The sequence below is a fragment of the Buttiauxella noackiae ATCC 51607 genome, from assembly GCF_001654865.1.
In the GTDB taxonomy this organism is placed as follows: domain Bacteria; phylum Pseudomonadota; class Gammaproteobacteria; order Enterobacterales; family Enterobacteriaceae; genus Buttiauxella; species Buttiauxella noackiae.
This window is the reverse complement of the sequence record NZ_LXEO01000050.1, coordinates 1-21,518: the sequence shown is the minus strand read 5'-3', so window position 1 is coordinate 21,518 and position 21,518 is coordinate 1. Positions and strand designations below refer to the sequence as shown.

At 45.2% G+C, this 21,518-nt stretch carries 20 protein-coding genes; 9 read left to right on the top strand and 11 right to left on the bottom strand.

Annotated features, from left to right (window positions below):
- Window positions 1-115: 115 nt before the first annotated feature.
- Together M979_RS17020 and gorA are read right to left on the bottom strand one after the other, a co-directional pair.
- Window positions 116-568: an SgcJ/EcaC family oxidoreductase gene (locus tag M979_RS17020; protein ID WP_034460571.1), complete on the bottom strand. Its 453-nt coding sequence runs from the start codon at window positions 566-568 to the stop codon at window positions 116-118.
- Window positions 569-829: 261 nt separating this feature from the next.
- Window positions 830-2,182, bottom strand: a complete 1,353-nt coding sequence (gene gorA / locus M979_RS17015; RefSeq protein ID WP_064555763.1) for a glutathione-disulfide reductase — start codon at window positions 2,180-2,182, stop codon at window positions 830-832.
- A gap of 212 nt (window positions 2,183-2,394) precedes the next feature.
- Between gorA and M979_RS17010 the strand changes: the two genes are divergently transcribed.
- Entirely contained in the window at window positions 2,395-3,129 is a 735-nt protein-coding gene (locus M979_RS17010; RefSeq protein ID WP_083963941.1) for a bactofilin family protein, read from the top strand.
- Window positions 3,130-3,137: 8 nt separating this feature from the next.
- Here the strand turns inward: M979_RS17010 and M979_RS17005 are convergent, their stop codons facing one another.
- Window positions 3,138-3,980: a 23S rRNA (adenine(2030)-N(6))-methyltransferase RlmJ gene (locus M979_RS17005; RefSeq protein ID WP_034460568.1), complete on the bottom strand. Its 843-nt coding sequence runs from the start codon at window positions 3,978-3,980 to the stop codon at window positions 3,138-3,140.
- Window positions 3,981-4,150: 170 nt separating this feature from the next.
- Between M979_RS17005 and prlC the strand changes: the two genes are divergently transcribed.
- From prlC to M979_RS16985, 4 genes are all read left to right on the top strand, one after another.
- Window positions 4,151-6,193, top strand: a complete 2,043-nt coding sequence (gene prlC, locus M979_RS17000) for an oligopeptidase A (protein ID WP_034460566.1) — start codon at window positions 4,151-4,153, stop codon at window positions 6,191-6,193.
- Window positions 6,194-6,201: 8 nt separating this feature from the next.
- Window positions 6,202-6,954 (top strand): 16S rRNA (guanine(1516)-N(2))-methyltransferase RsmJ, encoded by a 753-nt coding sequence (gene rsmJ, locus M979_RS16995; protein WP_064555761.1) that lies wholly within the window; start codon window positions 6,202-6,204, stop codon window positions 6,952-6,954.
- Window positions 6,955-7,169: 215 nt separating this feature from the next.
- Window positions 7,170-7,349: a type II toxin-antitoxin system CcdA family antitoxin gene (locus tag M979_RS16990; protein ID WP_064555759.1), complete on the top strand. Its 180-nt coding sequence runs from the start codon at window positions 7,170-7,172 to the stop codon at window positions 7,347-7,349.
- The gene (locus M979_RS16985) at window positions 7,349-7,663 is read left to right on the top strand and encodes a CcdB family protein (RefSeq protein WP_064555757.1); all 315 of its coding nucleotides are present in this window, start codon (window positions 7,349-7,351) and stop codon (window positions 7,661-7,663) included. The genes M979_RS16990 and M979_RS16985 overlap by 1 nt, the downstream gene beginning before the upstream one ends.
- A 52-nt stretch (window positions 7,664-7,715) precedes the next feature.
- On the opposite strand, the gene uspA is transcribed toward M979_RS16985, so the two are convergent.
- Window positions 7,716-8,153, bottom strand: a complete 438-nt coding sequence (uspA, locus tag M979_RS16980; protein WP_034460563.1) for a universal stress protein UspA — start codon at window positions 8,151-8,153, stop codon at window positions 7,716-7,718.
- A gap of 490 nt (window positions 8,154-8,643) precedes the next feature.
- Here uspA and uspB point away from each other — a divergent pair, with 490 nt between their 5' ends.
- The gene (gene uspB, locus M979_RS16975; protein WP_034460561.1) at window positions 8,644-8,979 is read left to right on the top strand and encodes a universal stress protein UspB; all 336 of its coding nucleotides are present in this window, start codon (window positions 8,644-8,646) and stop codon (window positions 8,977-8,979) included.
- 138 nt (window positions 8,980-9,117) lie between these two features.
- Here the strand turns inward: uspB and pitA are convergent, their stop codons facing one another.
- Complete coding sequence (gene pitA / locus M979_RS16970; RefSeq protein WP_064555755.1) at window positions 9,118-10,620, bottom strand: inorganic phosphate transporter PitA; 1,503 nt, start codon at window positions 10,618-10,620, stop codon at window positions 9,118-9,120.
- 229 nt (window positions 10,621-10,849) lie between these two features.
- Here pitA and M979_RS16965 point away from each other — a divergent pair, with 229 nt between their 5' ends.
- A complete protein-coding gene (locus tag M979_RS16965) occupies window positions 10,850-12,046 on the top strand; it encodes a BaiN/RdsA family NAD(P)/FAD-dependent oxidoreductase (protein ID WP_064555753.1) in 1,197 nt (398 codons plus the stop codon).
- A 235-nt stretch (window positions 12,047-12,281) separates the two neighbouring features.
- Here the strand turns inward: M979_RS16965 and M979_RS16960 are convergent, their stop codons facing one another.
- The 4 genes from M979_RS16960 to M979_RS16945 form a co-directional block, all read right to left on the bottom strand.
- Complete coding sequence (locus tag M979_RS16960; RefSeq protein WP_064555751.1) at window positions 12,282-12,791, bottom strand: hypothetical protein; 510 nt, start codon at window positions 12,789-12,791, stop codon at window positions 12,282-12,284.
- A 1,028-nt stretch (window positions 12,792-13,819) separates the two neighbouring features.
- Window positions 13,820-16,390, bottom strand: coding sequence for a fimbria/pilus outer membrane usher protein (locus tag M979_RS16955; RefSeq protein WP_064555749.1), 2,571 nt, complete (start codon window positions 16,388-16,390; stop codon window positions 13,820-13,822).
- A gap of 62 nt (window positions 16,391-16,452) precedes the next feature.
- Window positions 16,453-17,187 (bottom strand): fimbrial biogenesis chaperone, encoded by a 735-nt coding sequence (locus M979_RS16950; RefSeq protein WP_157093265.1) that lies wholly within the window; start codon window positions 17,185-17,187, stop codon window positions 16,453-16,455.
- Between the two features lie 54 nt (window positions 17,188-17,241).
- Entirely contained in the window at window positions 17,242-17,817 is a 576-nt protein-coding gene (locus tag M979_RS16945; protein WP_064555747.1) for a fimbrial protein, read from the bottom strand.
- Between the two features lie 430 nt (window positions 17,818-18,247).
- Between M979_RS16945 and M979_RS16940 the strand changes: the two genes are divergently transcribed.
- Window positions 18,248-19,186, top strand: a complete 939-nt coding sequence (locus M979_RS16940) for a LysR family transcriptional regulator (protein WP_083963939.1) — start codon at window positions 18,248-18,250, stop codon at window positions 19,184-19,186.
- Window positions 19,187-19,396: 210 nt separating this feature from the next.
- On the opposite strand, the gene M979_RS16935 is transcribed toward M979_RS16940, so the two are convergent.
- Together M979_RS16935 and M979_RS16930 are read right to left on the bottom strand one after the other, a co-directional pair.
- Window positions 19,397-19,906 carry a hypothetical protein gene (locus tag M979_RS16935; RefSeq protein ID WP_064555745.1) on the bottom strand — a complete coding sequence of 170 codons (510 nt, stop codon included), beginning with the start codon at window positions 19,904-19,906 and terminating at the stop codon, window positions 19,397-19,399.
- An 8-nt stretch (window positions 19,907-19,914) separates the two neighbouring features.
- On the bottom strand, window positions 19,915-20,589 hold the full coding sequence (locus tag M979_RS16930; protein WP_034460555.1) for a helix-turn-helix transcriptional regulator: 675 nt from the start codon (window positions 20,587-20,589) through the stop codon (window positions 19,915-19,917).
- A 654-nt stretch (window positions 20,590-21,243) separates the two neighbouring features.
- On the opposite strand from M979_RS16930, the gene M979_RS23640 reads away from it, so the two are divergent.
- The coding region (locus tag M979_RS23640; RefSeq protein ID WP_209439637.1) for a hypothetical protein at window positions 21,244-21,518 on the top strand (275 nt) is incomplete at its 3' end.

Genomic DNA, 21,518 nt, shown 5'->3' with positions numbered 1-21,518 from the left:
TTTTTTTCCTGCAAGTTCTGTTTATCTGTCATTATTTTAGAATGTTCATGCAAAGAAAAAGCCCCCGCATAACGGAGGCTTCAACTGAAATACTGGCGGGACTATCTACCCGTTTTTATGCTTCTGGCATTGCAGAAGAGTGGTGGGTGGAGATTTTCCACTCTTTACCATCCCACGCGTAAGTGAAGGTATAACGCGCTGAGACTTTGGACTTATCAGCAAAGGTGAAGGTGTAAGTACCCGCATCTACCGCTTTATTACAGCCCAGTCGCACGGTACGGCTGTCAATTTTTCCAAACGGCTTCTTCTCTAAGAAGTGCTCGAAATAATCAACGCGCTCGGCGTCAGTCAGGCGGACTTTATTCGATACCGTTGGCAGTAATACAGCATCACTCAAATAATTATTTGCTACTTTTTTAGCATCGCCGGTTTGCAGGGAATCGTTCCATTTATCAAACAACCCTTCGATCTGCGCTTTGTCCACTTTGACACAATCAGGCGCTGTGGTAGCCATTGCAGAGCCTGAAACAAGAAGCAGTGAACCGACGATGCCGAGTACCTTTTTCATTATTATCCCTTTGTTTCTGTTGTGTTTTTCCTGTTAACTAAACTAACAATAATAATATGGGTATACAATATGATTTATGTATAGTTACATTTCATTACTATAACCTACGTAAATCATTCGAGGGATGGCAAAACCATGGCTGTCGATTACTCCAAATCACAATAAATAAACTTTCCAGGTGGATAATGTTCCTGGAAAAAGCACATAAAAAAACTGACCTGTTACAGTCAGTTTTTTAAGATTTGATTACTTCGGGATTAGCTATCTCATAGTAACAAATTCTTCCGAACCCGTCGGGTGAATCGCCACTGTGTTATCGAAGTCTTTCTTGGTTGCGCCCATCTTCAGTGCAACCGCAAACCCTTGCAGCATTTCATCCATGCCGTAACCAATGCCGTGAATACCGACGATCTTCTCATCCGGGCCTGCGCAAACTAGCTTCATGCGGCATGGCTGGCGGTGTGAAGTTACTGCGGTATACATCGCGGTGAAGGACGATTTGTACACCTTCACGTTGTCGTCGCCGTACTGCTCACGCGCCTGTGGTTCGGTTAAACCAACCGTGCCGATTGGTGGGTGGCTGAACACTACGGTTGGCACGTTGCTGTAATCCAGATGCTCGTCCGGCTTGTTGTTAAACAGACGCTCAGACAGGCGGCGACCTGCCGCTACGGCGACCGGAGTCAGTTCCACCGCTCCGGTGTTGTCGCCCACGGCATAAATACCTGGCACGCTGGTGTTCTGGAATTTATCAACTTCGATATAGCCTTTGGCGTTGGTTTTCACACCCGTGACCGCCAGATTGAAGCTGTCCGTTGCTGGTTCGCGGCCAATCGCCCAAATCAGGCAGTCAACGGTTTCAGAACGGCCATCTTCCAGTTGCAGAGTCAGGCTGCCATCAGCATTTTTAACTACAGCTTTTGGAACAGCATTGGTGTGCAGCGTTGGGCCTTCGGTGTTAATCACTTCCAGCAGGGTTTCGACAATCAGCGGGTCAAAAGTACGCAGCGGTGCGTGTTTGCGCACGAAAAGATGGGTTTCGGAACCCAGCGCGTTTACCACACCTGCGATTTCAACCGCGATATAGCCTGCGCCCACGACCGCAATACGTTTTGGCAGAGCAGGGAGTGCGAAGAAACCGTCGGAATCAATACCGTATTCCGCACCGGGAATGGACGGGCGGCTTGGACGGCCACCTGTCGCAATCAGAATGTGGTCAGCCGTGATGGTTTCGCCATTGACTTCAACGGTGTGCGCGTCGACAAATTTGGCAAAGCCACGGATCACATCAACGTTGTTTTTACCCAGCACGTTGTCATAAGAGGTGTGGATACGGTCGATATACGCGGTACGGCTGGCAATCAGTTTGTCCCAGTCGAATTTATTTACGGTGGTATCAAAACCATAATCCGGGCCGTAGTTGTGAATAGCTTCTGCGATTTGTGCCGCATGCCACATGACCTTTTTCGGTACGCAACCCACGTTGACACAGGTGCCGCCCAGCTCTTTTGCCTCAATCAGTGCGCATTTCTTCCCATACATCGCCGCACGGTTAATGGAGGCGATACCGCCGCTGCCGCCGCCAATGGCGAGGTAGTCATAATGTTTGGTCATATACAGGATTCCATGAGTGAGTAAATAATTTGCAGGATTGTAACCCTTTGCTTATCAAACCCGCAAAGGCTGCTTCTATGATTGTGATAGGGCACGACTATAACGCGAACCAGCCAGAATCAGAATATTGCTGCTTCCCGTAGAATGCATAAATATGTATAAAACTTACTCTGAATTGTTGCTGGTACGTCAAGGATGACGATGTTTTATTTTTGCCCTTCACTCATTTCACCCCTTCGATCATGAAGTCTGATCGAACAAAGCAAAATATACCGCTCTGGTTTGTCTGGTTTGCCTGGATAAGCGCTCTGGCCTGCTATGCCTTTGGCTGGAAATATGAGTTTCCTTTTATTGCCGCCGGGCTTCTTTTGGCTTTCGTCATCTATTTAATTATCAATAAAAAAGGATTTGTTATGTTTGGGAAAAAGACGCAAAAAATGGCTGATGATATTGAAGCCTCCCCTCAGAGTACGACGGTGGACTCCCCAACCGGTGAAAATGAGAGCTCTGTAGGGAGACAAACTTCACGTCGCTGCACTGTTATTGCGCAGAACACTTTGTTTACCGGGAATATTGATATCGAAGGTGATATCCATGTTTACGGTAAAGTGCAGGGAAATATTACTCTTAAGGATGGCGTCCTCTACGTGATGCGTGAGGGTTTTATTGAGGGAGAGTTTACGTCACCGGGAATTGTCATTAATGGTCATGTATCAGGAACCTGTGTCGGCGAATCTATAGAAATTCATGAACACGGTGAAATGGAAGGGATAGTTCGCGGCGTGGCGTTTTCGATTCGTCCTGGCGGTTGTTTTGTTGGAAAGTCTGAACGCCTGACGGCGAAGCAAGAGACGCAGTCTCAACGCGTTGTTGAGATGAAAAAGAACTCATCAGAAAAAACAGAAGAGAAAACCGCAGAAGAAGCCGCGGTTCTCTCTATCGTTTAATCAGCAATTTACTCAGGCACAACCCAGCTTAATGTGGTTGAACCGGTGCCAGCCGGAACCAGAGTTTTATGCAGCCAAGGCAGTACATTAGCCATTTGCTGCTCCAGCTTCCACGGTGGGTTGATAACAATCATGCCAGAAGCAGTCATACCACGGCGGTCACTATCCGGAAGTACCGCCAGCTCAATTTGCAAAATACGGCGAATGCCGGTCTCTTCCAGCTCACGCAGCATACGTTTGATCTGCTGGCGCATAACGACCGGATACCACAGGGCGTAAGTGCCTGTCGCAAAACGTTTGTAGCCTTCGCTGATACCCGTGACGACCGCCTGGTAGTCGGTTTTAATTTCATATGGCGGGTCGATAAGTATCAGACCGCGACGCGAAACAGGTGGCAGTTTTGATTTTAACTGGGTGTAACCGTCAGCGCGTTCAACGCGCGCGCGGTTGTCTTTCTGGAATTCAGAGCGCAGCAGCGGGAAATCGGACGGATGCAGTTCGGTCAGTTGCAGGCTGTCTTGCTCGCGCAGAAGCTGGCGCGCAATCAGCGGGGAGCCTGGGTAGTAACGCAGTTGGCCGCTGTGGTTGTAGGCTTTAACCGCATTAATATACGGCTCAAGTTCCGCTGGCAAATCATCGTGTTGCCAGATGCGGCCGATCCCTTCGAGATATTCACCCGTGCGCTCAGCATGTTCGCTGCTCAGTTTGTATCGGCCAGCGCCTGCATGAGTATCCAGATACAGAAAAGGCTTATCCTTCTCTTTTAAGGATTCAATAATCAGACTTTGAACGGTATGTTTCAGTACGTCGGCATGGTTGCCGGCGTGAAAGCTGTGACGATAACTGAGCATGGCTTGAGGGGTTTCCAAAGGCAAAAGAAGAACAACTATTCTGCACAGTATACAGCCTTATGCTCCCCGCCTGGCATTGAAATTAACTACACTAAGCCTCATGTTAAAGGGTATAGCTTTTGTAGCGCGGCCAGCCGCGCTCCACTTCTCAGATATCAGGAACCGCGCTTATGACTAATCCATTGTTAACGCCTTTCGACCTGCCGCCGTTTTCCTCTCTCAAACCTGAACATATTGTCCCAGCCGTGCAGCAAGCGCTGGATGATTGCCGTGCGAAAGTCGAAAGCGTGGTGGCACAGGGCGCGCCTTATAACTGGGAAAATCTTTGCCAGCCGCTGGCTGAAGTTGATGACCGTCTGGGCCGCATTTTCTCACCTGTCAGCCATCTGAATTCGGTACAAAACAGCCCGGAGCTGCGTGAAGCCTATGAGCAGACGCTGCCGCTGCTGTCTGAATACAGCACCTGGGTTGGGCAGAACGAAGGGCTCTATCAGGCGTATCGCGACCTGCGCGATGGCGCGTTTTATGCCGATCTCAGCGTTGCTGAGAAAAAGGCCGTTGATAACGCGCTGCGTGATTTTGAGCTCTCTGGTATTGGCTTGCCGGAAGAAAAACAGAAGCGTTATGGCGAAATCGCCGCGCGCTTGTCTGAATTGGGTTCGACCTATAGCAACAACGTGCTGGATGCGACTCAGGGCTGGACGAAACTGATTACCGATGAAGCACAACTTTCCGGGATGCCGGAAAGCGCGCTGGCGGCGGCTCGCGCTCAGGCAGAAGCCAAAGAACAAGATGGCTGGCTGCTGACGCTGGATATTCCAAGCTATTTGCCAGTACTTACTTACTGTGACAACCGCGAACTGCGTGAAGAGATGTATCGTGCTTATGCCACTCGCGCGTCTGATCAAGGCCCAAATGCTGGTAAGTGGGACAACACCCCGGTAATGGAAGAGATTCTGGCACTGCGTCATGAACTGGCGGAACTGCTGGGCTTTGGCAACTATGCGGAAAAATCACTGGCCACCAAAATGGCTGAAAACCCGCAGCAGGTCCTGGAGTTCTTAACCGATCTTGCGAAACGTGCGCGTCCACAGGGCGAAGCTGAACTGGCGCAATTGCGTGCGTTTACCAAAAAAGAGTTCAATGTTGATGAGCTGGAGCCGTGGGATATCACGTATTACAGCGAAAAACAGAAACAGCATCTGTACAGCATCAGCGACGAGCAACTACGCCCATACTTCCCGGAAGATCGCGCGGTCAACGGCCTGTTTGAAGTGGTGAAACGCATTTACGGCATCACCGCAAAAGAGCGCAAAGACATCGACGTCTGGCATTCTGATGTGCGTTTCTTCGAACTGTATGACGAAAAAGGCGAATTGCGCGGTAGCTTCTACCTCGACCTGTATGCCCGTGAAAACAAGCGTGGTGGGGCGTGGATGGACGACTGTGTAGGCCAGATGCGTAAAGCGGACGGTTCGCTGCAAAAACCAGTCGCCTACCTGACCTGTAACTTTAACCGCCCTGTAAATGGCAAACCTGCGCTGTTTACTCATGACGAAGTGATCACCCTGTTCCATGAGTTTGGCCACGGTTTGCACCACATGCTGACTAAAGTTGAAACTGCGGGCGTTTCCGGTATCAACGGCGTGCCGTGGGATGCGGTCGAACTGCCAAGCCAGTTTATGGAAAACTGGTGCTGGGAGCCGGATGCACTGGCGTTTATCTCTGGCCATTTTGAAACGGGCGAGCCGTTGCCAAAAGAGTTGCTGGATAAAATGCTGGCGGCGAAAAACTACCAGGCAGCACTGTTTATTCTGCGCCAGCTCGAGTTCGGCCTGTTCGACTTCCGTTTACATGCTGAATTCAACCCGGAGCAAGGCGCGAAAGTGCTGGATACTCTGTATGAGATCAAGAAGCTGGTTGCGGTTGTGCCATCGCCAAAATGGGGCCGTTTCCCACACGCCTTCAGCCACATCTTTGCAGGTGGGTATGCCGCGGGTTACTACAGCTACTTATGGGCCGATGTGCTGGCAGCCGATGCGTTCTCGCGTTTTGAAGAAGAGGGTATTTTCAACCGCGAAACCGGACAGTCATTCCTGGATAATATTCTGACCCGTGGCGGTTCTGAAGAACCAATGGAGCTGTTCAAACGCTTCCGTGGCCGTGAGCCTCAGCTCGACGCGATGCTTGCTCATTACGGCATCAAGGGCTAATTCATTCCGTGAAAATCTGTTTATTGACTGAATCAGGCGCCGAACCCGGCGCCTTATCACTTTTGAGTGAACGTTGGGGTTTGACGCACGACGAAGATTCCCTGATGGCATTGGTTTTGACGCCGGAACACCTGGAATTGCGTAAGCGTGACGAGCCAAAACTCGGCGGCATTTTTGTCGATTTTGTCTCGGGCGCGATGGCGCATCGCCGTAAGTTTGGCGGCGGGCGTGGCGAAGCGGTGGCAAAAGCAGTTGGCATCAAAAGTGGTTATCTGCCGGATGTGGTCGACGCGACGGCAGGGCTTGGGCGCGATGCGTTTGTGCTGGCGTCTGTAGGCTGCCGAGTGCGAATGCTGGAGCGTAACCCGGTGGTTGCGGCACTGCTTGACGACGGCTTGCGCCGTGGTTACCAGGATGCGGAAATTGGCGGGTGGTTGCAGGAACGTTTGCAACTGATTCATGCATCTAGCCTGACGGCGTTAAGCGATATTACACCGCGCCCAGAAGTGGTCTATCTCGACCCGATGTTCCCGCATAAGCAGAAAAGCGCGCTGGTGAAGAAGGAAATGCGTGTGTTTCAGTCGCTGGTGGGGCCGGATGAAGATGCAGATGGTCTGCTGTTGCCTGCGCAAAAACTGGCAACCAAACGCGTGGTGGTAAAACGCCCTGACTACGCGCCACCGCTTGGCGGCGTGGAAACGCATAACGCTGTAGTCACCAAAGGCCACCGTTTTGATATTTATTCGGGTACGGCTGAGTAACTAAACTCATGCATTGTGGGGGCTCTCGCAAAAAAAATTATCACGGTTGTTTTGTGCATAACTTTTTCACGAGAGCCCTCGAAGAACATGGACTTCATTCTTTTAATTTCCACACAGAAAGTACAATCTCTTCCCAATTCAGCATCTAAGTAAAACCACTCAGTATTGCAATGTTCTAAAATTGAGTTATGACTGTTAATTTTAGGGAGAACACTATGACTGGTAAAAGGGAAGTAGAAATCCAAATATCTGCGCGACCAACTGATGTTTTGTTAGAAAAGCATCATGAAAATAAAGCTGTTGGCTGGTATGAAGAAAACCGAGAGGGAATTGATGCTCTCAACAAATTTGCGGAAGAAAATGGATCGTTTAGCGATTTTCACAGGTCGTTCTGATGGAACAATTTATTGCTTATGAGAACAACGGTGGGGATCGGTTAACTTACCCTTATCTGATCAATATGCAGCATCCAGTTGCGAATGTGCTGAACCATGCTCTGGTGATCCCTGTTACGGGTTTGAGAGAAAATGGTGTGACTCCGCCCAAAAAAGTTTGCCCTGTGGTCATGATTGCGGGGCAAAGCTGTGTGGCATTGACCCATATGATGGCAGGTATCCCTGCCAAAGAGCTGGGCTATCCCATTCAGGATTTAAGCCCTGAAAGGCACAAGCTTCGGGATGCTGTTGATTTTTTAATAAATGGCTACTGATAAATACGAAAAAGCCCCGTAATTTGCGGGGCCTCATCATGTTCGTTAAACCTTAATCTTCGTCTTCGTCACGCAATGGAACAATCAACATATCCACGTGGACGGTGTTGATCAGCTGACGTGCGGAAGACATCAGTTTGCTCCAGAAATCCTGGTGATGACCGCAAACTACCAAATCCATGTCGTATTTCTTAATGGCATCTACCAGAACCTGGCCCAGATCGCCGCTACCGCTCAGCGTTTCAGTAATCGGATAACCTGCGCCAGTAGACAGTTCGCTTAACGCGTGGTGGGTTTCTTCAGAAATACGCTTCTGCATATCGCCCAGATTTACATCAATCAGTCCGGTATAGAGATCGGAGTAATTTACATCAACATGAATCAGGGAAACCTTCGCGTTGTATGGGCGAGCCATAGAAACTGCTTTTTCCACCAGTACTTTGCTCTCCGGGGAGAGGTCTACCGCGATCAAAATGTGTTTGTAAGCCATAATTTTACTCCTTCCATAAGTTGTCGATGACCAGCCTGGTCGGGAAACACTATACACTTCAGCGGTGCTACCCGAGTGTAACGACCTAAATTGTAGATGATATTTCTACCCTATAGCGAATGATAGAAATCGTCAATGTGCCACCGTTGTATACATTGAAGCCCCAAATAGCCGTTATCGTTTTGATAAAGATTAATGATGTGGCAAAAAAATTAGCGGATCTCCTACACTATTAAATAAGCCGTTCCGGAATATATCCGCCGTCTTTCAAGTTGCATGTGCGTTGGCAACGTTCAATCGCCCGAATCGCTTACCAGTGTAAGCTTATCGGGACTCATTCTCCTGCCGCCTGCCTGCAACTCGAAATCCATTGGGTATAGTTATGTGAGCCGGATCGGCTTTTTGGGCTCGCTAAACGGTCTTTCTGGTTTTCGGGGTGAGCGGTTGCCCTGGAGTGATGTTCTGGGGCTTCACCGGGAGGGGAATTATGATGATCAGCACCGTCGCGCTTTTCTGGGCGCTTTGTGTAGTTTGTGTTGTGAATATGGCGCGCTATTACTCATCTTTGCGTGCGCTGCTGGTGGTATTACGCGGATGCGATCCGTTGTTGTATCAATACGTCGATGGAGGTGGTTTTTTTACCGCTCATGGCCAGCCCAGCAAACAGATTCGCTTAGTGAGTTATATCTATGCCCAGCGATATCTTGACCATCATGATGATGAGTTTATTCGCCGCTGTGAACGTCTACGCCGCCAGTTTATTTTGACCAGCGCGCTATGTGGACTTGTGGTGATTAGTCTTATCGGTTTGATGATTTGGCACTAACAGTTTGAGCACATAAAAAAAGCGGGCCAGTAAACTGACCCGCTTTTTGTCGTTTTGGTGGATGACGCTAAAGCTTATCCACCCTACGAATTTATTGGTTTGTCGGTCGGATAAGCGAAGCTACATCCGACACAACCCTTAGATGAAGTGCAGTGAAATCCAGTACAAGCTACCGGAAAGCAGAATCGACACCGGCAAAGTGAACACCCAGGCCATCAGGATGTTGGTTACCGTTTTACGCTGCAAACCGCCACCATCAACAACCATCGTCCCCGCTACGGAAGAAGAAAGCACGTGAGTGGTAGAAACCGGCATACCGGTGTAGCTCGCAATACCGATGGAGACGGCGGCTGTCATCTGCGCGGACATACCCTGCGCATACGTCATGCCTTTCTTACCAATCTTCTCACCGATAGTTGTCGCCACACGACGCCAGCCAATCATAGTACCGAGGCCGAGTGCCAGAGCAACCGCCATGATAATCCAGATTGGTGCGTACTCGATGGTGTACAGCAGGTCAGTTTTCAGCTCTTTCAGGAAGCGCTTATCGTCCGGTTTGGTTTCCGGCAGATTTGCTACTTTCTCTGAAGTATCTGAGATGCAAAGCAGCAGGCGGCGCATATGGCTACGCTGCTCGATGCTCAGCTTGTCGTAGCTGTCGATATTACCCAGCAGCTCTTTTGCACGCTGTACCGCAATCATGGCGCGGCTTGCATCGCAATGGAACTCAGCAGGTTTATCCTGGCCCTGTATTTCTTCAGGAGTCGGGATAGCAGGGTTGAGATCAACTACATGCTTAATCACATCGCCGTGCTGCGCGTAGTACTGCTCAAGGTGGGTGATGGCATCACGGGTACGAGCAATATCGTATCCAGAAGCATTCATGTTCACCACAAAGCCTGCAGGCGCTACACCAATCAGCACCAGCATGATCAAGCCGATACCTTTCTGACCATCGTTCGCACCATGAGAGAAGCTCACGCCAATAGCGGAGATAATCAGAGCGATACGAGTCCAGAATGGAGGCTTTTTCTTGCCGTCTTGTTTTTCACGTTCGGCAGGTGTCAGGTGGATACGGCGGCGCTTTTTGGTGCCGCTCCAGTAGCGACGTAGCAAAAAGATTAACCCGCCCGCAATCACCAGACCGACCAGTGGAGAGAGGATTAACGACATGAAAATCCCAATAACTTTCGGGATGTTCAGCGCATCAACTACCGAGGTTCCGGTCATCAGTGCGTTCGTCAAACCAATACCAATGATGGCACCGATAAGCGTATGGGAGCTGGATGCCGGCAGACCAAAATACCAGGTGCCGAGGTTCCAGATGATAGCGGCCAGTAACATAGAGAACACCATGGCTAAGCCATGTGCGGACCCTACGTTCAACAGCAGATCGGTTGGCAACATATGCACAATCGCATACGCAACACTCAATCCACCGAGCAGAACGCCGAGGAAGTTAAATAATGCCGCCATTGCCACCGCAAGTTGCGATCGCATTGCACGTGTATAGATAACGGTTGCCACTGCGTTAGCAGTGTCATGAAAGCCATTGATCGCTTCGTAGAAGAGAACAAACGCCAGAGCAAGTAATAACAAAAGCCCGGTATGCATATCCAGGCCATTAAACAGAAATTCCATAGACGTTACGCCATTTTGAGGACATGAACGCGGCGCATTATGTAAGACAACTCCGTAATGCGCCAACAGAAATATGGACTTTTCTTGATGTTTGTCCTTCTTCGGTCAAACAGTGAAAAGATTTACATATTTATTTTCAATCACCTGCAATTGTTAAGAAGCATTTAGCTGGTGCGACCAGGCCGCTATCTTTACAATTCCTTGCATTAAGCATAGTCGGGAGTAGGTCGTGGGAAAGTTTGATGCCGTTATTATTGGTGCAGGTGCCGCAGGAATGTTCTGTGCAGCGATGGCTGGGCAGGCAGGTAGCAAAGTGCTGCTTATTGATAACGGTAAAAAACCAGGCCGTAAAATCCTGATGTCAGGTGGAGGTCGCTGCAACTTTACTAATCTTTATATCGAACCTGCAGCATATCTCAGCCAAAACCCTCATTTTTGCAAATCTGCCCTGGCGCGTTATACCCAGTGGGATTTTATCGACATGGTCGGTAAACATGGCATCGCATGGCATGAGAAGACCCTTGGCCAACTTTTCTGCGATGACTCAGCACAGCAAATCGTCGACATGTTAATTGCGGAATGTGAAAAAGGGCATGTCACCACACGCCTGCGTAGCGAAGTATTATCTATAGAACATGATGAAAATGGCTACACCATTGAATTAAATGGCGACAGCGTGCAAGCGGCAAAATTAGTCATCGCAACGGGTGGTCTTTCTATGCCAGGTCTTGGGGCAACACCGTTTGGCTATAAAATTGCAGAGCAGTTTGGGCTAAAAGTTCTCCCTACTCGTGCGGGCCTGGTACCGTTTACTTTGCATAAACCACTTCTCGAACAGCTCCAGGTGCTTTCGGGTGTATCCGTTCCGTCAGTGATTACTGCCGAAAATGGTGTCAGCTTCCGTGAGAGTTTGCTGTTTACCCATCGTGGATTATCTGGCCCGGCGGTTTTGCAGCTTTCTAGCTATTGGCAGCCTGGTGAGTTTGTGAGCGTTAACTTACTTCCTAATACCGATTTGGATGAGCTTCTCAATGAGCAGCGTAACGCCCATCCAAATCAAAGCCTGAAAAACACACTGGCGATGGTGTTACCAAAACGCCTGGTTGAGTGTTTGCAGCTTCTTGAGCAAATTCCTGACGTGACGCTTAAACAACTTAATGTGCGTCAACAAAGCGATTTAATCGAAACGTTGCAAAACTGGCGCGTTCAACCCAACGGTACCGAAGGTTATCGTACTGCAGAAGTGACGTTAGGGGGTGTTGATACCAATGAACTTAGCTCACGCACAATGGAAGCACGCAAAATGCCGGGTTTGTACTTTATCGGTGAAGTGATGGACGTAAGCGGCTGGTTAGGTGGATATAACTTCCAGTGGGCATGGAGTTCAGCCTGGGCTTGCGCGCAGGATTTAGTGAGTGTGGATTGATAAAAAAGTTGTGCCGCTATTTTTAGTTCTTGTTTTTATCGATTTCGAGCTGTCATTGCTATGGTTGCAGCGGTGTAAAGCTGAGCAAGGATTAACTGAGCGGCTACAATTTTGAGCTCTGGCCTAAATTGTAGGCTATTATTTCTGGTCATTAAGTTTTATTTGTTGCATTCAAAAAATGGACAACCAATTGTTGTTAGTGCGCAAAATATTAAAATTGCGCACTAACAATGTCTTAATTATAAGTTGCTATTACTTCAACGCTGGAATTGGCAACCCCTGGTTTCATATCTTGTGAGTTACGAATGTAGCGGGCGGACATTTTAATTTTCTCATCGGCACCAGTGGGGATAGCATTTGCACCAATTGCATAAGCACTATTGCTATAATTTCTGTTAACGGTGTTTGCATTAATCCATGAGCCAAGTTGTACAGGTTTTGCAGGTATATTTCCCTGACTTGCAGGATCTCCCCAGGCAAGCTGTAAATCATACCCTTCAGCACCCCCGCTGTTCAGTTGAAAGATACCTTGCAGAGGGTCCACACTAGGGTTTAAAGGTGTGACTTTAATTTTAATGGGTTGGTTTCCATTGTTATTAACTCTGGAGCCATTGCTTGCATCATACGGAGTAGTCGAATTAGTTGTCGAGCCACCGTATCCCCAGGCTTGCGGGCACTTCAGTTGAAAGCCTGCATCAACCCAAGGGCCTGCTTTTTCAGCGGGGCTGTAGTGATAAGTACCCATTTCTACCGTCTGGTTGGGGTTTCAAAGTTCACATGTGCCTAGCTCGAATAATGCTGTAAAGGTTATTCTACGGGAAATAACTTTACAAAAATCACTATTCGGCATTTTGACGCCCCCTGGTGGGCAAGTTCCCATCACATTCGAGGGATCGTTAGCCTAGAGTAGCAACTGCTGTTACAGAGGTGATTTGTGTCGAACCGATAGGTGGAATTACCCTTGGGGTTCTCCAGAGCTTGTAAGTAACACGTATTCCTGTTGGCATATTATTGTATCGTGTTACGGTATCAATATACTCCAGACAAACAGGAACGGGTTTGTTACTGCCCGAAATACTTTCATTAATGGATACCCCAAGCCCTTTGATATTGGTGGGATAAGCGGTATATCCGTTAATGTAGTTGCTGTGTTTACAAAAACCTCCTGTTCTGCAATCGGTGTAAGCATTCTGGATGGATGCATTATTTACCGTATATAATAATTGATTAGATTCACCATTATTGGGTGCAGTAATATTTACAGATGGAATAGTAAAGTCCCCACCTACACTGGTATATGCTCCAGTACAATTTATCGCCTATGCAAATGAATTACTCATAAATATCACTGGTAACATTGCTGTTACAATGATAATAATATGGTGTGTAAATTTATTTATATTCTTTATTATGTTATCCAGGCACATGTAAAACACCTTCATAAATACCTCTTACCTGATGATTTGAGAAAGCATTTCATATATATTGCCTTCAAAAAATGGAAAATTAATTACTTTTGGTTTCAAAAGCGTTAAAATTGAAAAAATGATGATTTAATCATATGCCGCTGTTACTCCATGGAATGAACAATTATTGATCTATGCTCCGGCTTATAATTTTCTTTTAAAATACTTGAAAGATTTTTTATTAACTCATTGCGCCTCCAGGCAGACCCCTTAATTTCATATCTTGAGGGATGTCCTGGTTTTTGGAAAAATCACGGTTTGACAAAATGAAGGATAATTTTAACAGCCACTTAAAACAAAAGTGTACTCACATGCAAGGCGTATCAAAGCGCTGTGGTATTTTTTTCTGTGCTTTATCTGTCGATAACGGTGCCAAAATATAATTCACTTTACAGCTCGATTCAGCACCATTACCCCATGTTACCCTCAGCGTACCTTTCATATCGGCAACCTTGGCATAAATCACCCCACCCTGTGTTACTGCACCCACATAGTTATTCAGCTTATCGAAGACCTCTGCACCAAATGGCAGCGGGTTACCGTTAAATAAAGAGGTGATCAGCACTGGAATACCCGTACGTGTATTAAATTTAACCTTAACTACAGCACCGGCACGAGGCACTGCTTTCTGGGAGGTATTTTCAAATTCCACATCCTGTGAAGAACCTTCAGGATCTATCGACACTTCATTCAACTGATAAGGCCGCATTGAAGGGAATACGGCATAGCCAAATGAATCGACTTTTGTCCCGGCATAAGTACCAATTTTAGCACCTTCTGCCCCTTTAGCTTCTACCAGGGCAAAGGTATCGCCGGTATAAGGAGAAAGAGTGACACCTCCCGAGTGGGCAATCATCGAACCAGTCATACCAACAGTGGTAGTTTGGTATTCAGGCCCTTTGCTGTAGGTACCGCTCATCTGAGCAACGCTGCCAAGCCAAGTACCGCCCACGCTGCCAGAAGTACCCGAACGGCTATCATGCGATCCGTTCAAGTTATAGGTATATTTGTTGTTCTCACCTAATGCGCCGCCAATTGAAGCCTGTTCATTTTGCCCGCCATTATTATCATGGTTGTAGCGCAGGCTTACCGTTGGAGAACGCACATCACGGTTTTCCCACAGAGGGAAAGAGAAGTTCAGGTTAAAACTCGTTTGGTCTGCGCCATAGGCATTTTGGCTACGGCTTACGTTAATGCTGTAGTTCACCCTTTTAAAAACATTCGAATAGCCTAACTGATACTGTTTATTATATTTATCGTTATTCCAGTAGTTCTCTACTGATGCACTGGCGTAAAAGTTTCCCCAACCTTCAGCTAATCCCTGGCTTGCGGAGACCGCAAAACGGTTTTTGGAACGCATAATACCCGTGCCTGACTGGCCACTTTTGACGTTGTCACGAGCCAGCATTGTGGTCATATAGTCCATGTATCCGCTACTGGAGAAGCGGTATGCGGCCAATGTAATGTTACTGTTAGTCTCGGTAACGAGTTTACTGTAACTCGCCCGATAACTTTGCCCTGAGAGAGAAGAAGGTTGGTCTTGATATTCACCAATTTTGCTAAAAGATTGCGTGATGTCGACACCAAATGCGCCCAGCAGCGTACTTAATGCGGTACCAATCTGTGCGGCCTGATAGTTTTCACTCGCCTGTACACCCGCATAACCCGTAACTGAGTTAGATAGCCCGCGCTGATAAGTTGCCTCATATAACATCGGCTTATCAGAAATATTGGAATCGCGTAGCTTGCCCACTGTTAAGCTAAAATGGTGTGAACCAGGACGCAATAGCTGTGCAACTGAAGCATAAGGCATCGAATAGTTTTGTACCGTGCCATCAGCTTCCTGAATAGTGATATCCAGATCGCCACCGTAACCGGTTGGGTAGAGATCGTTAATCAGGAAGGCGCCAGGTGTGACAGTGGTTTCATAAATGATTTGACCCATCTGTTTCACAATGACTTTGGCATTGGTTTTCGCAATACCGCGAATTTCAGGCGCATAGCCACGTTGTGAATCTGGCAGCATGCTGTCATCACTTTCAACGCGTGCACCGGTAAATGGTAAAGAGTCGAAAAGCTGGCCGCTGGTATTGGATTGCCCAAGTACGACACGCCCACGCAAAGCTTCAACATCGCGCTGCAGGTAGGTATTTATGGTGTTGTATTGACTGCCCTGATCTTGCTGCCAGTTATAAGACCCATTATGACGCAGGTACCAGGCGCCAATATTCAGGCCGCCGTTCAGGCCCGCATAAAAAGTACGGCTGCTGTTAGTACCAAATTTAGAATCATAGCCGTTGAGATAATAGCTTAATAGGCCGGCTGGGATTCCACTATCCCACAGAGCAGGGTCAACCGTGCCGCTGGAGATGCGGTTAACGTAAATTTGTGGGATAGAGATATTGAGCTGTTGCTCATTGCTATCAAACTGAACTTTAGCGTCTGGAATAACGCTCTGGAGGTTCGCGCAGGCGACTTTTCCAGAAACCATTGCCACTGCTTCTGGTGAAAGCTGTGATTGGTTAAAGTTGATTAACTGGAGTATTTTGGCCGTCAAACATGGGTAGACGGATTTATCTGCTGCTTCCTTTAGCTCAACGTTATCGACCCCAACTTCGGTATTATTAACGATGATACTTAAACGGTAAACACCAGGTGTACCGCTTGAGCCTTTTGAAAAACGGGAAAGATCGATCTTAGCGTTACTGTCCATACGCATTAGATCAGACTCAAATTCAACGCTGTCAGTTACAGGTTGGGTATCTTCTGTGACTGGTTCATTTGCACGCACGGGAAATGTTGCCAAACAGAGAATAATAATCGGGGTTAAGCTATTATGACGCGTTAGCTCTTTATTTTTAATTTTTATTATTTTCATGTTGGCGACCTTCTCTCTCACTCGTAAATCAAGCTTTAATCCATTAAAGCTAATAAGGAAAATTAATGGCCATTCGCATTGTATTTTACAAAGGCACCATAGTCATTAATAGCGGTATAACTCAACTGAGAGAGATTACTCACTCCAGCAAGGTCTTTAAATTTGTATGTCTGTGTGCCACCTGGGGATAACATATCTCCTTCCATTTCATGATTTTTACCGTTATTTTTGTAATAAATCATTCCTAGTGTCACATTATATGGCGTTGGGTTAATCACCAACAAAGCACCATCACGAATTTTCCAGACTAGATCTTTTGGTGCGCTGTTTGCATTACCTGCTAATCCATCTGGACGGTAGAAAATTTTTATTCGCGTACGAAATGCTATATTAAGCCGACTTTTATCCTGAACACTTTTTTGTTTGGCAGGAACCTCAAGTACATTTAACCAATATACAGATTCTTTATCTGTTGGCAGTGCAGGCGTCCCAATATAAGTAATACGTAAGGTTTGTCCTTTCCCAGAATCCATTCTGTTAATAGGTGGTGTTAAAATAAATGGCACGGAAAGTTTTTCAGGCGAAATATGTTCATCACCTTTATCAATCCAGCTCTGTACTAATACAGGAGATGGGTTGTTATTGGTCAATTTTACCGTAACTTCATCTTTACTTTCACGGTAAATAACTCGGGTTGAGCCAATAACAACTCCTGCGGATACATAATTGGCCCATCCTAAAATCGCCCCAATAAAACACATTATGGCGGTTTTTCTCGCGTAATGACGCATAAGCATATTGATTCCAAATGAGTGAAGCAGGGGCAATGGCTTACCCCTATGGATAAAGATTTATTTATACATCAGGTCGTAAATTACTTTGCCTTCAACAGTACCGGCTCCAACGGTCGTAGCTGCTTTCACGTATTCCACGAAATAGTTCAGACGCGCTGTACCGTTCGGTGAACCCACAACAGTCTGGAAGCCTGTACCACTATCAGTGCTCTGAGATGCGTAACCCACTTTAATTGGTGCCAGTGAAGTACCATCCACCAATTGCAGCATTACACCTTCTGCACCGCCAGTTGCACCTTCGGAAAGGTTCGTCAGGTAACCAGTCGTACTGTCTACGTTGGCTGAACCATTGGAGCTGGCATTGAAGTAGGCAGCTACTTTGGTTTTGCCTGCAACCAATGTGCAGCCAGTGACATCAATAACGAACTGCGTACGGCCAGCTGTAGCACCTACCGCACCGTCCAGAGAGGTAGAAGAAACAGTCGGCAGTGTCACGTCACTCCCACCAGCGATAGAGGATTCACAGGTACTTTCTGTGATTTCACCGTGGAACAGGATTTCTTGACCAGCCTGTGCAACATTGATTAAAGAGAGAGCAGAAATAATACTGGTAACGATAGCGAGCTTTTTCATGTTAATTCCCCGTTCTTGGGTTTGAATAAATACAAATTTCCGTTTGCTTAACGATTATTAATTTCAGGTTGGTCTGATATTAATTACAGCCAGATCTGATATTAACTAAAGCATTGATGCATAATATTATATAAACCCACTCTAAATAGATCGCGCGTGGATTTTGAGTAAGATGTTGATTAATTAATTTATTGTCTTTGAAGATGCCCTCCATTCGTTATGACACAACCAAAAGAAACAGTTTTATTAGCAGAAATATTACCTTATTGAATATAGGCCTGTATTTAAGAATTCAACTCTTTTGTTGGGTTAAAGTCTTAAGAATATTACTGGTTTATTCCGATGAGCTATATTCGCATTTAGGATTCCTACTAACAACGACAATGAATAAGAAAGCCAATTCGGATAAGTAGAAAATGGACTATAATTTATGATAACAAGTCAACAAAAAGTTAACATGATGAATAGAAAACTAGATCTAAATTTGTTAAGAGTCCTATGTGCATTGGTTGAAAACAAAAATGTCACAGAGACTGGTATTCGCTTAGGAATGGGCGTTTCATCGGTCAGCTATGCATTGAATAAACTTCGTGACCATTATTCAGATCCAATAATGATGCGTACTAAAAATGGGATGCAACCGACAAGTTTGGCATTAGATCTTTACAAGCACTTTTCCCCAGCCCTCAATTTGATAGAGCCAGCTTCAACGGATAGAAAATTATCTTCTCCGGATAAAAATTTCTTCCGGATCAGAACTAACTCGGTGCTTGAAAATTGGTTGGCATGGAAATTCATGAACGATGAGGGAGCTGAAGTTCAAAATGCTATTTTTGAATTTAATAACTTCAGCAATGACACTGAGACTAGAATTGAGGCGTTGCGCAGAAAACAAATTGATATAGATATTGGTACTTCTTTAGCCGTTGATAGTTCTATTATAGAGTACCAGATCATCCTAAAAAATATGTATGCAGTGTGTCAGGTGAATCATCCTCGCTTGCAGGGCAAAGTCACACTGGAAATGCTTAAAAAAGAAAAACTTGTTGCATATGTACTTCCGAAGGATTCGCCAGAGATAGATTTAGAAAAATATGTCTTTTATTTTGATGGGATTAGCAGCTTATCAAGGAGGATTCGTGTCTCCTCCTACGATACAATGCTGATGTTAGTCTCACACTCGAATGCTGTGTGCTTTATGCCCGCGCCGCTAATTGATTACTATTCACAAATGTATAATATAAAAGTATTAGAGACCGATGTTGTAAATGGTCATGCTATTACTATTTATGCAAATATTCTGAAATCTGCAAAAGATAACCCTGTATTAAAAAACATTATCAGCCATCTTATGACATTAGCTGATTGATTTTCTAGCAGTCGTATAAAAATGCCATTACTTTAATTTTATTGTAATGGCACGTTTCTTCTTAAATTGCACTATGGCTTTTCTGATTACAAAAATAACAAATATTAAAAGAGCTAAAGAGGTAATCAAAAAAATGGCAAGATCAATATTCATCATCACCTCATTAAAAAAGATGTTTGACTCAGGCGAATATGCTTTTCTGTTTTACCCTTAGAACCAATAAATCAATGTGTCTCTGAATTTTAAACAGGATTGGATGGTGATTTTTTGTGAAACATTCACAAAAGCCTCTTCCGCTTGTAAATCCTTCTGTGCGTAGGGTGTTAGAAACTGAATTTCATATTGCTCACTGGTAAAAGGAATAGCAATGACTGCCTTAACACTTTTTTTAGCATTCCATTTTTGTGCATTGCGTAATGCTTCATTTTTTTGTGTTAGCTTACGATATTGTTTATCAGATATTGAATGAAGTTTGCTACTACCGTCCGGGAACGCTTTTTCGCAGTTGACAGGCTCAACGATATCGGCAAGTTTCGGGTAAACAATCTCATTATCATTGTCGAAATAAAATGATTTTTTCTTTTCAATCGCGCTATTTTTTCCTGATTCTTTCAGTAACCAATCTGCTGCTCCTCTTGATGCAATGACTTGCGCACTGACCAATATAGAAGTAAACAAAATTAAAACTAATTTTATAGCTTTCCCATTTTCAGTCTCCAATAATAATGCTATAAGTTTTTGATATGCGTACTGTTCCTGATGAAAAAATACAGTTCACTTAAAGAGTGTACGCTAAATTTTGAATAGATTCTTGAACGATGTGCAAGCACGGTTTTCTCACTAATATACAAGTTATTAGCTATTTCCCTGGTATTCTTTCCCTTGAATATATTTTTCAATACGTTAGCTTCACGTGTTGTTAACCTTAAAAAAGGTGTACAAATTTCTGGCAAAACATCTTGTCTGAGCTCAAAATCCCTGGTGCCGACCATTTTAAGAATTACACCCTCAATATCCATGATGGTATGTCGCAATGGAATGGATTTATTTAATACTGTTTTAAAGAGTAAATTATAAAAATGGCTCATTTTATTATATTCAGAGCCATCGCATAGAAACACGGACTCAAACTGCAAATTGGTATCGTTGATTTTATTGACCATTTCAAGACGGTCATGGAAAAAGAAACCATCTGAATCAAAGAACACGATTGATTTCCCTCCTACCCGCAACATCTTTATTGTAAGATCATTAAGATTAATGATTTCATATATATTATAAGAAACGTTATCTCTATCACATTTTGAAAAGACTTCTTTAATGATTGACTCTAATCCCAGTTTAAGAAATTGATTTTGAGTGAGTATAAAAATACTCACGAGTCCATTGCTATTTTTTAACATTTTGCATCCTGCATAGTTAAAGAGTAAGAATTCAACCTGATCATGTTGTAAGTTATCTCATTGTCTAAGAAGCCGTCTTTAGGATTTCAACTCTTTTATAGGATATTTATTAGGAGGTTTCCTAGGTGTCTATAGTCCTATTGCTTAGGGATGGGTGCAAACATAAAGAAAGAGAAACCATTTTCTAAAAATCAGAATCTTACCCCAACAGATTTTGGCACGGACAAATATTAGTTTTTGAAAATAATGGACTTTAATTTTCGTATAGGCCTGGTATATACTCGCCAAAATTACAGAGCTACAAAATGTAGGCAGGCTCGTAGTGGTGCTTTGCTTGTGTTGATTTTCGCGTGAAAACTTCTACGCTTAGAACTAGCTGTAATGTAAAAAGTTGATGTTAATGGATGATGTAAAGCACGTTTCTTTGCTTTTAAAATCTTAATTTCTACTAGATTACCTCAACCCTTTAGGTTTCGGTAATAAAGCTCATCTGCTTTTTCATTCACATGGAAGCGAAGCATTCTCTATGCCGAGTCGCTCCTTACTTTTTTGTGTTAGTCGTTGATGTAATAAAAAGGGCAAACCAGCAATTTTTAGAAAGTACAGGTCACCAGGTGACGTTATTCGTGGTTAAACGTGAGTTAGGCTAAGAAAATGAATCTAAAAAAAACCAGTGTACTACCCGTTTTTCTTCTTATGGCTTCCTTCTCGGTTTTTGCGAAAGAAGTGAAATTAGGCAATGACCTTGCCACGTACACTTTGACCTGCGGTAAATCCATTACGGTCAACTTTACCGATCTGACCGATGCCAATTCTGGACATACGTTAATCGGTCTGAAGAACAAGCAAACTGGTGCAGTCGACCTCTTTTTATCACGCACCCCAACTTCCGATCGCCGACAGTATGAACAATACAACAGGGTAATCTA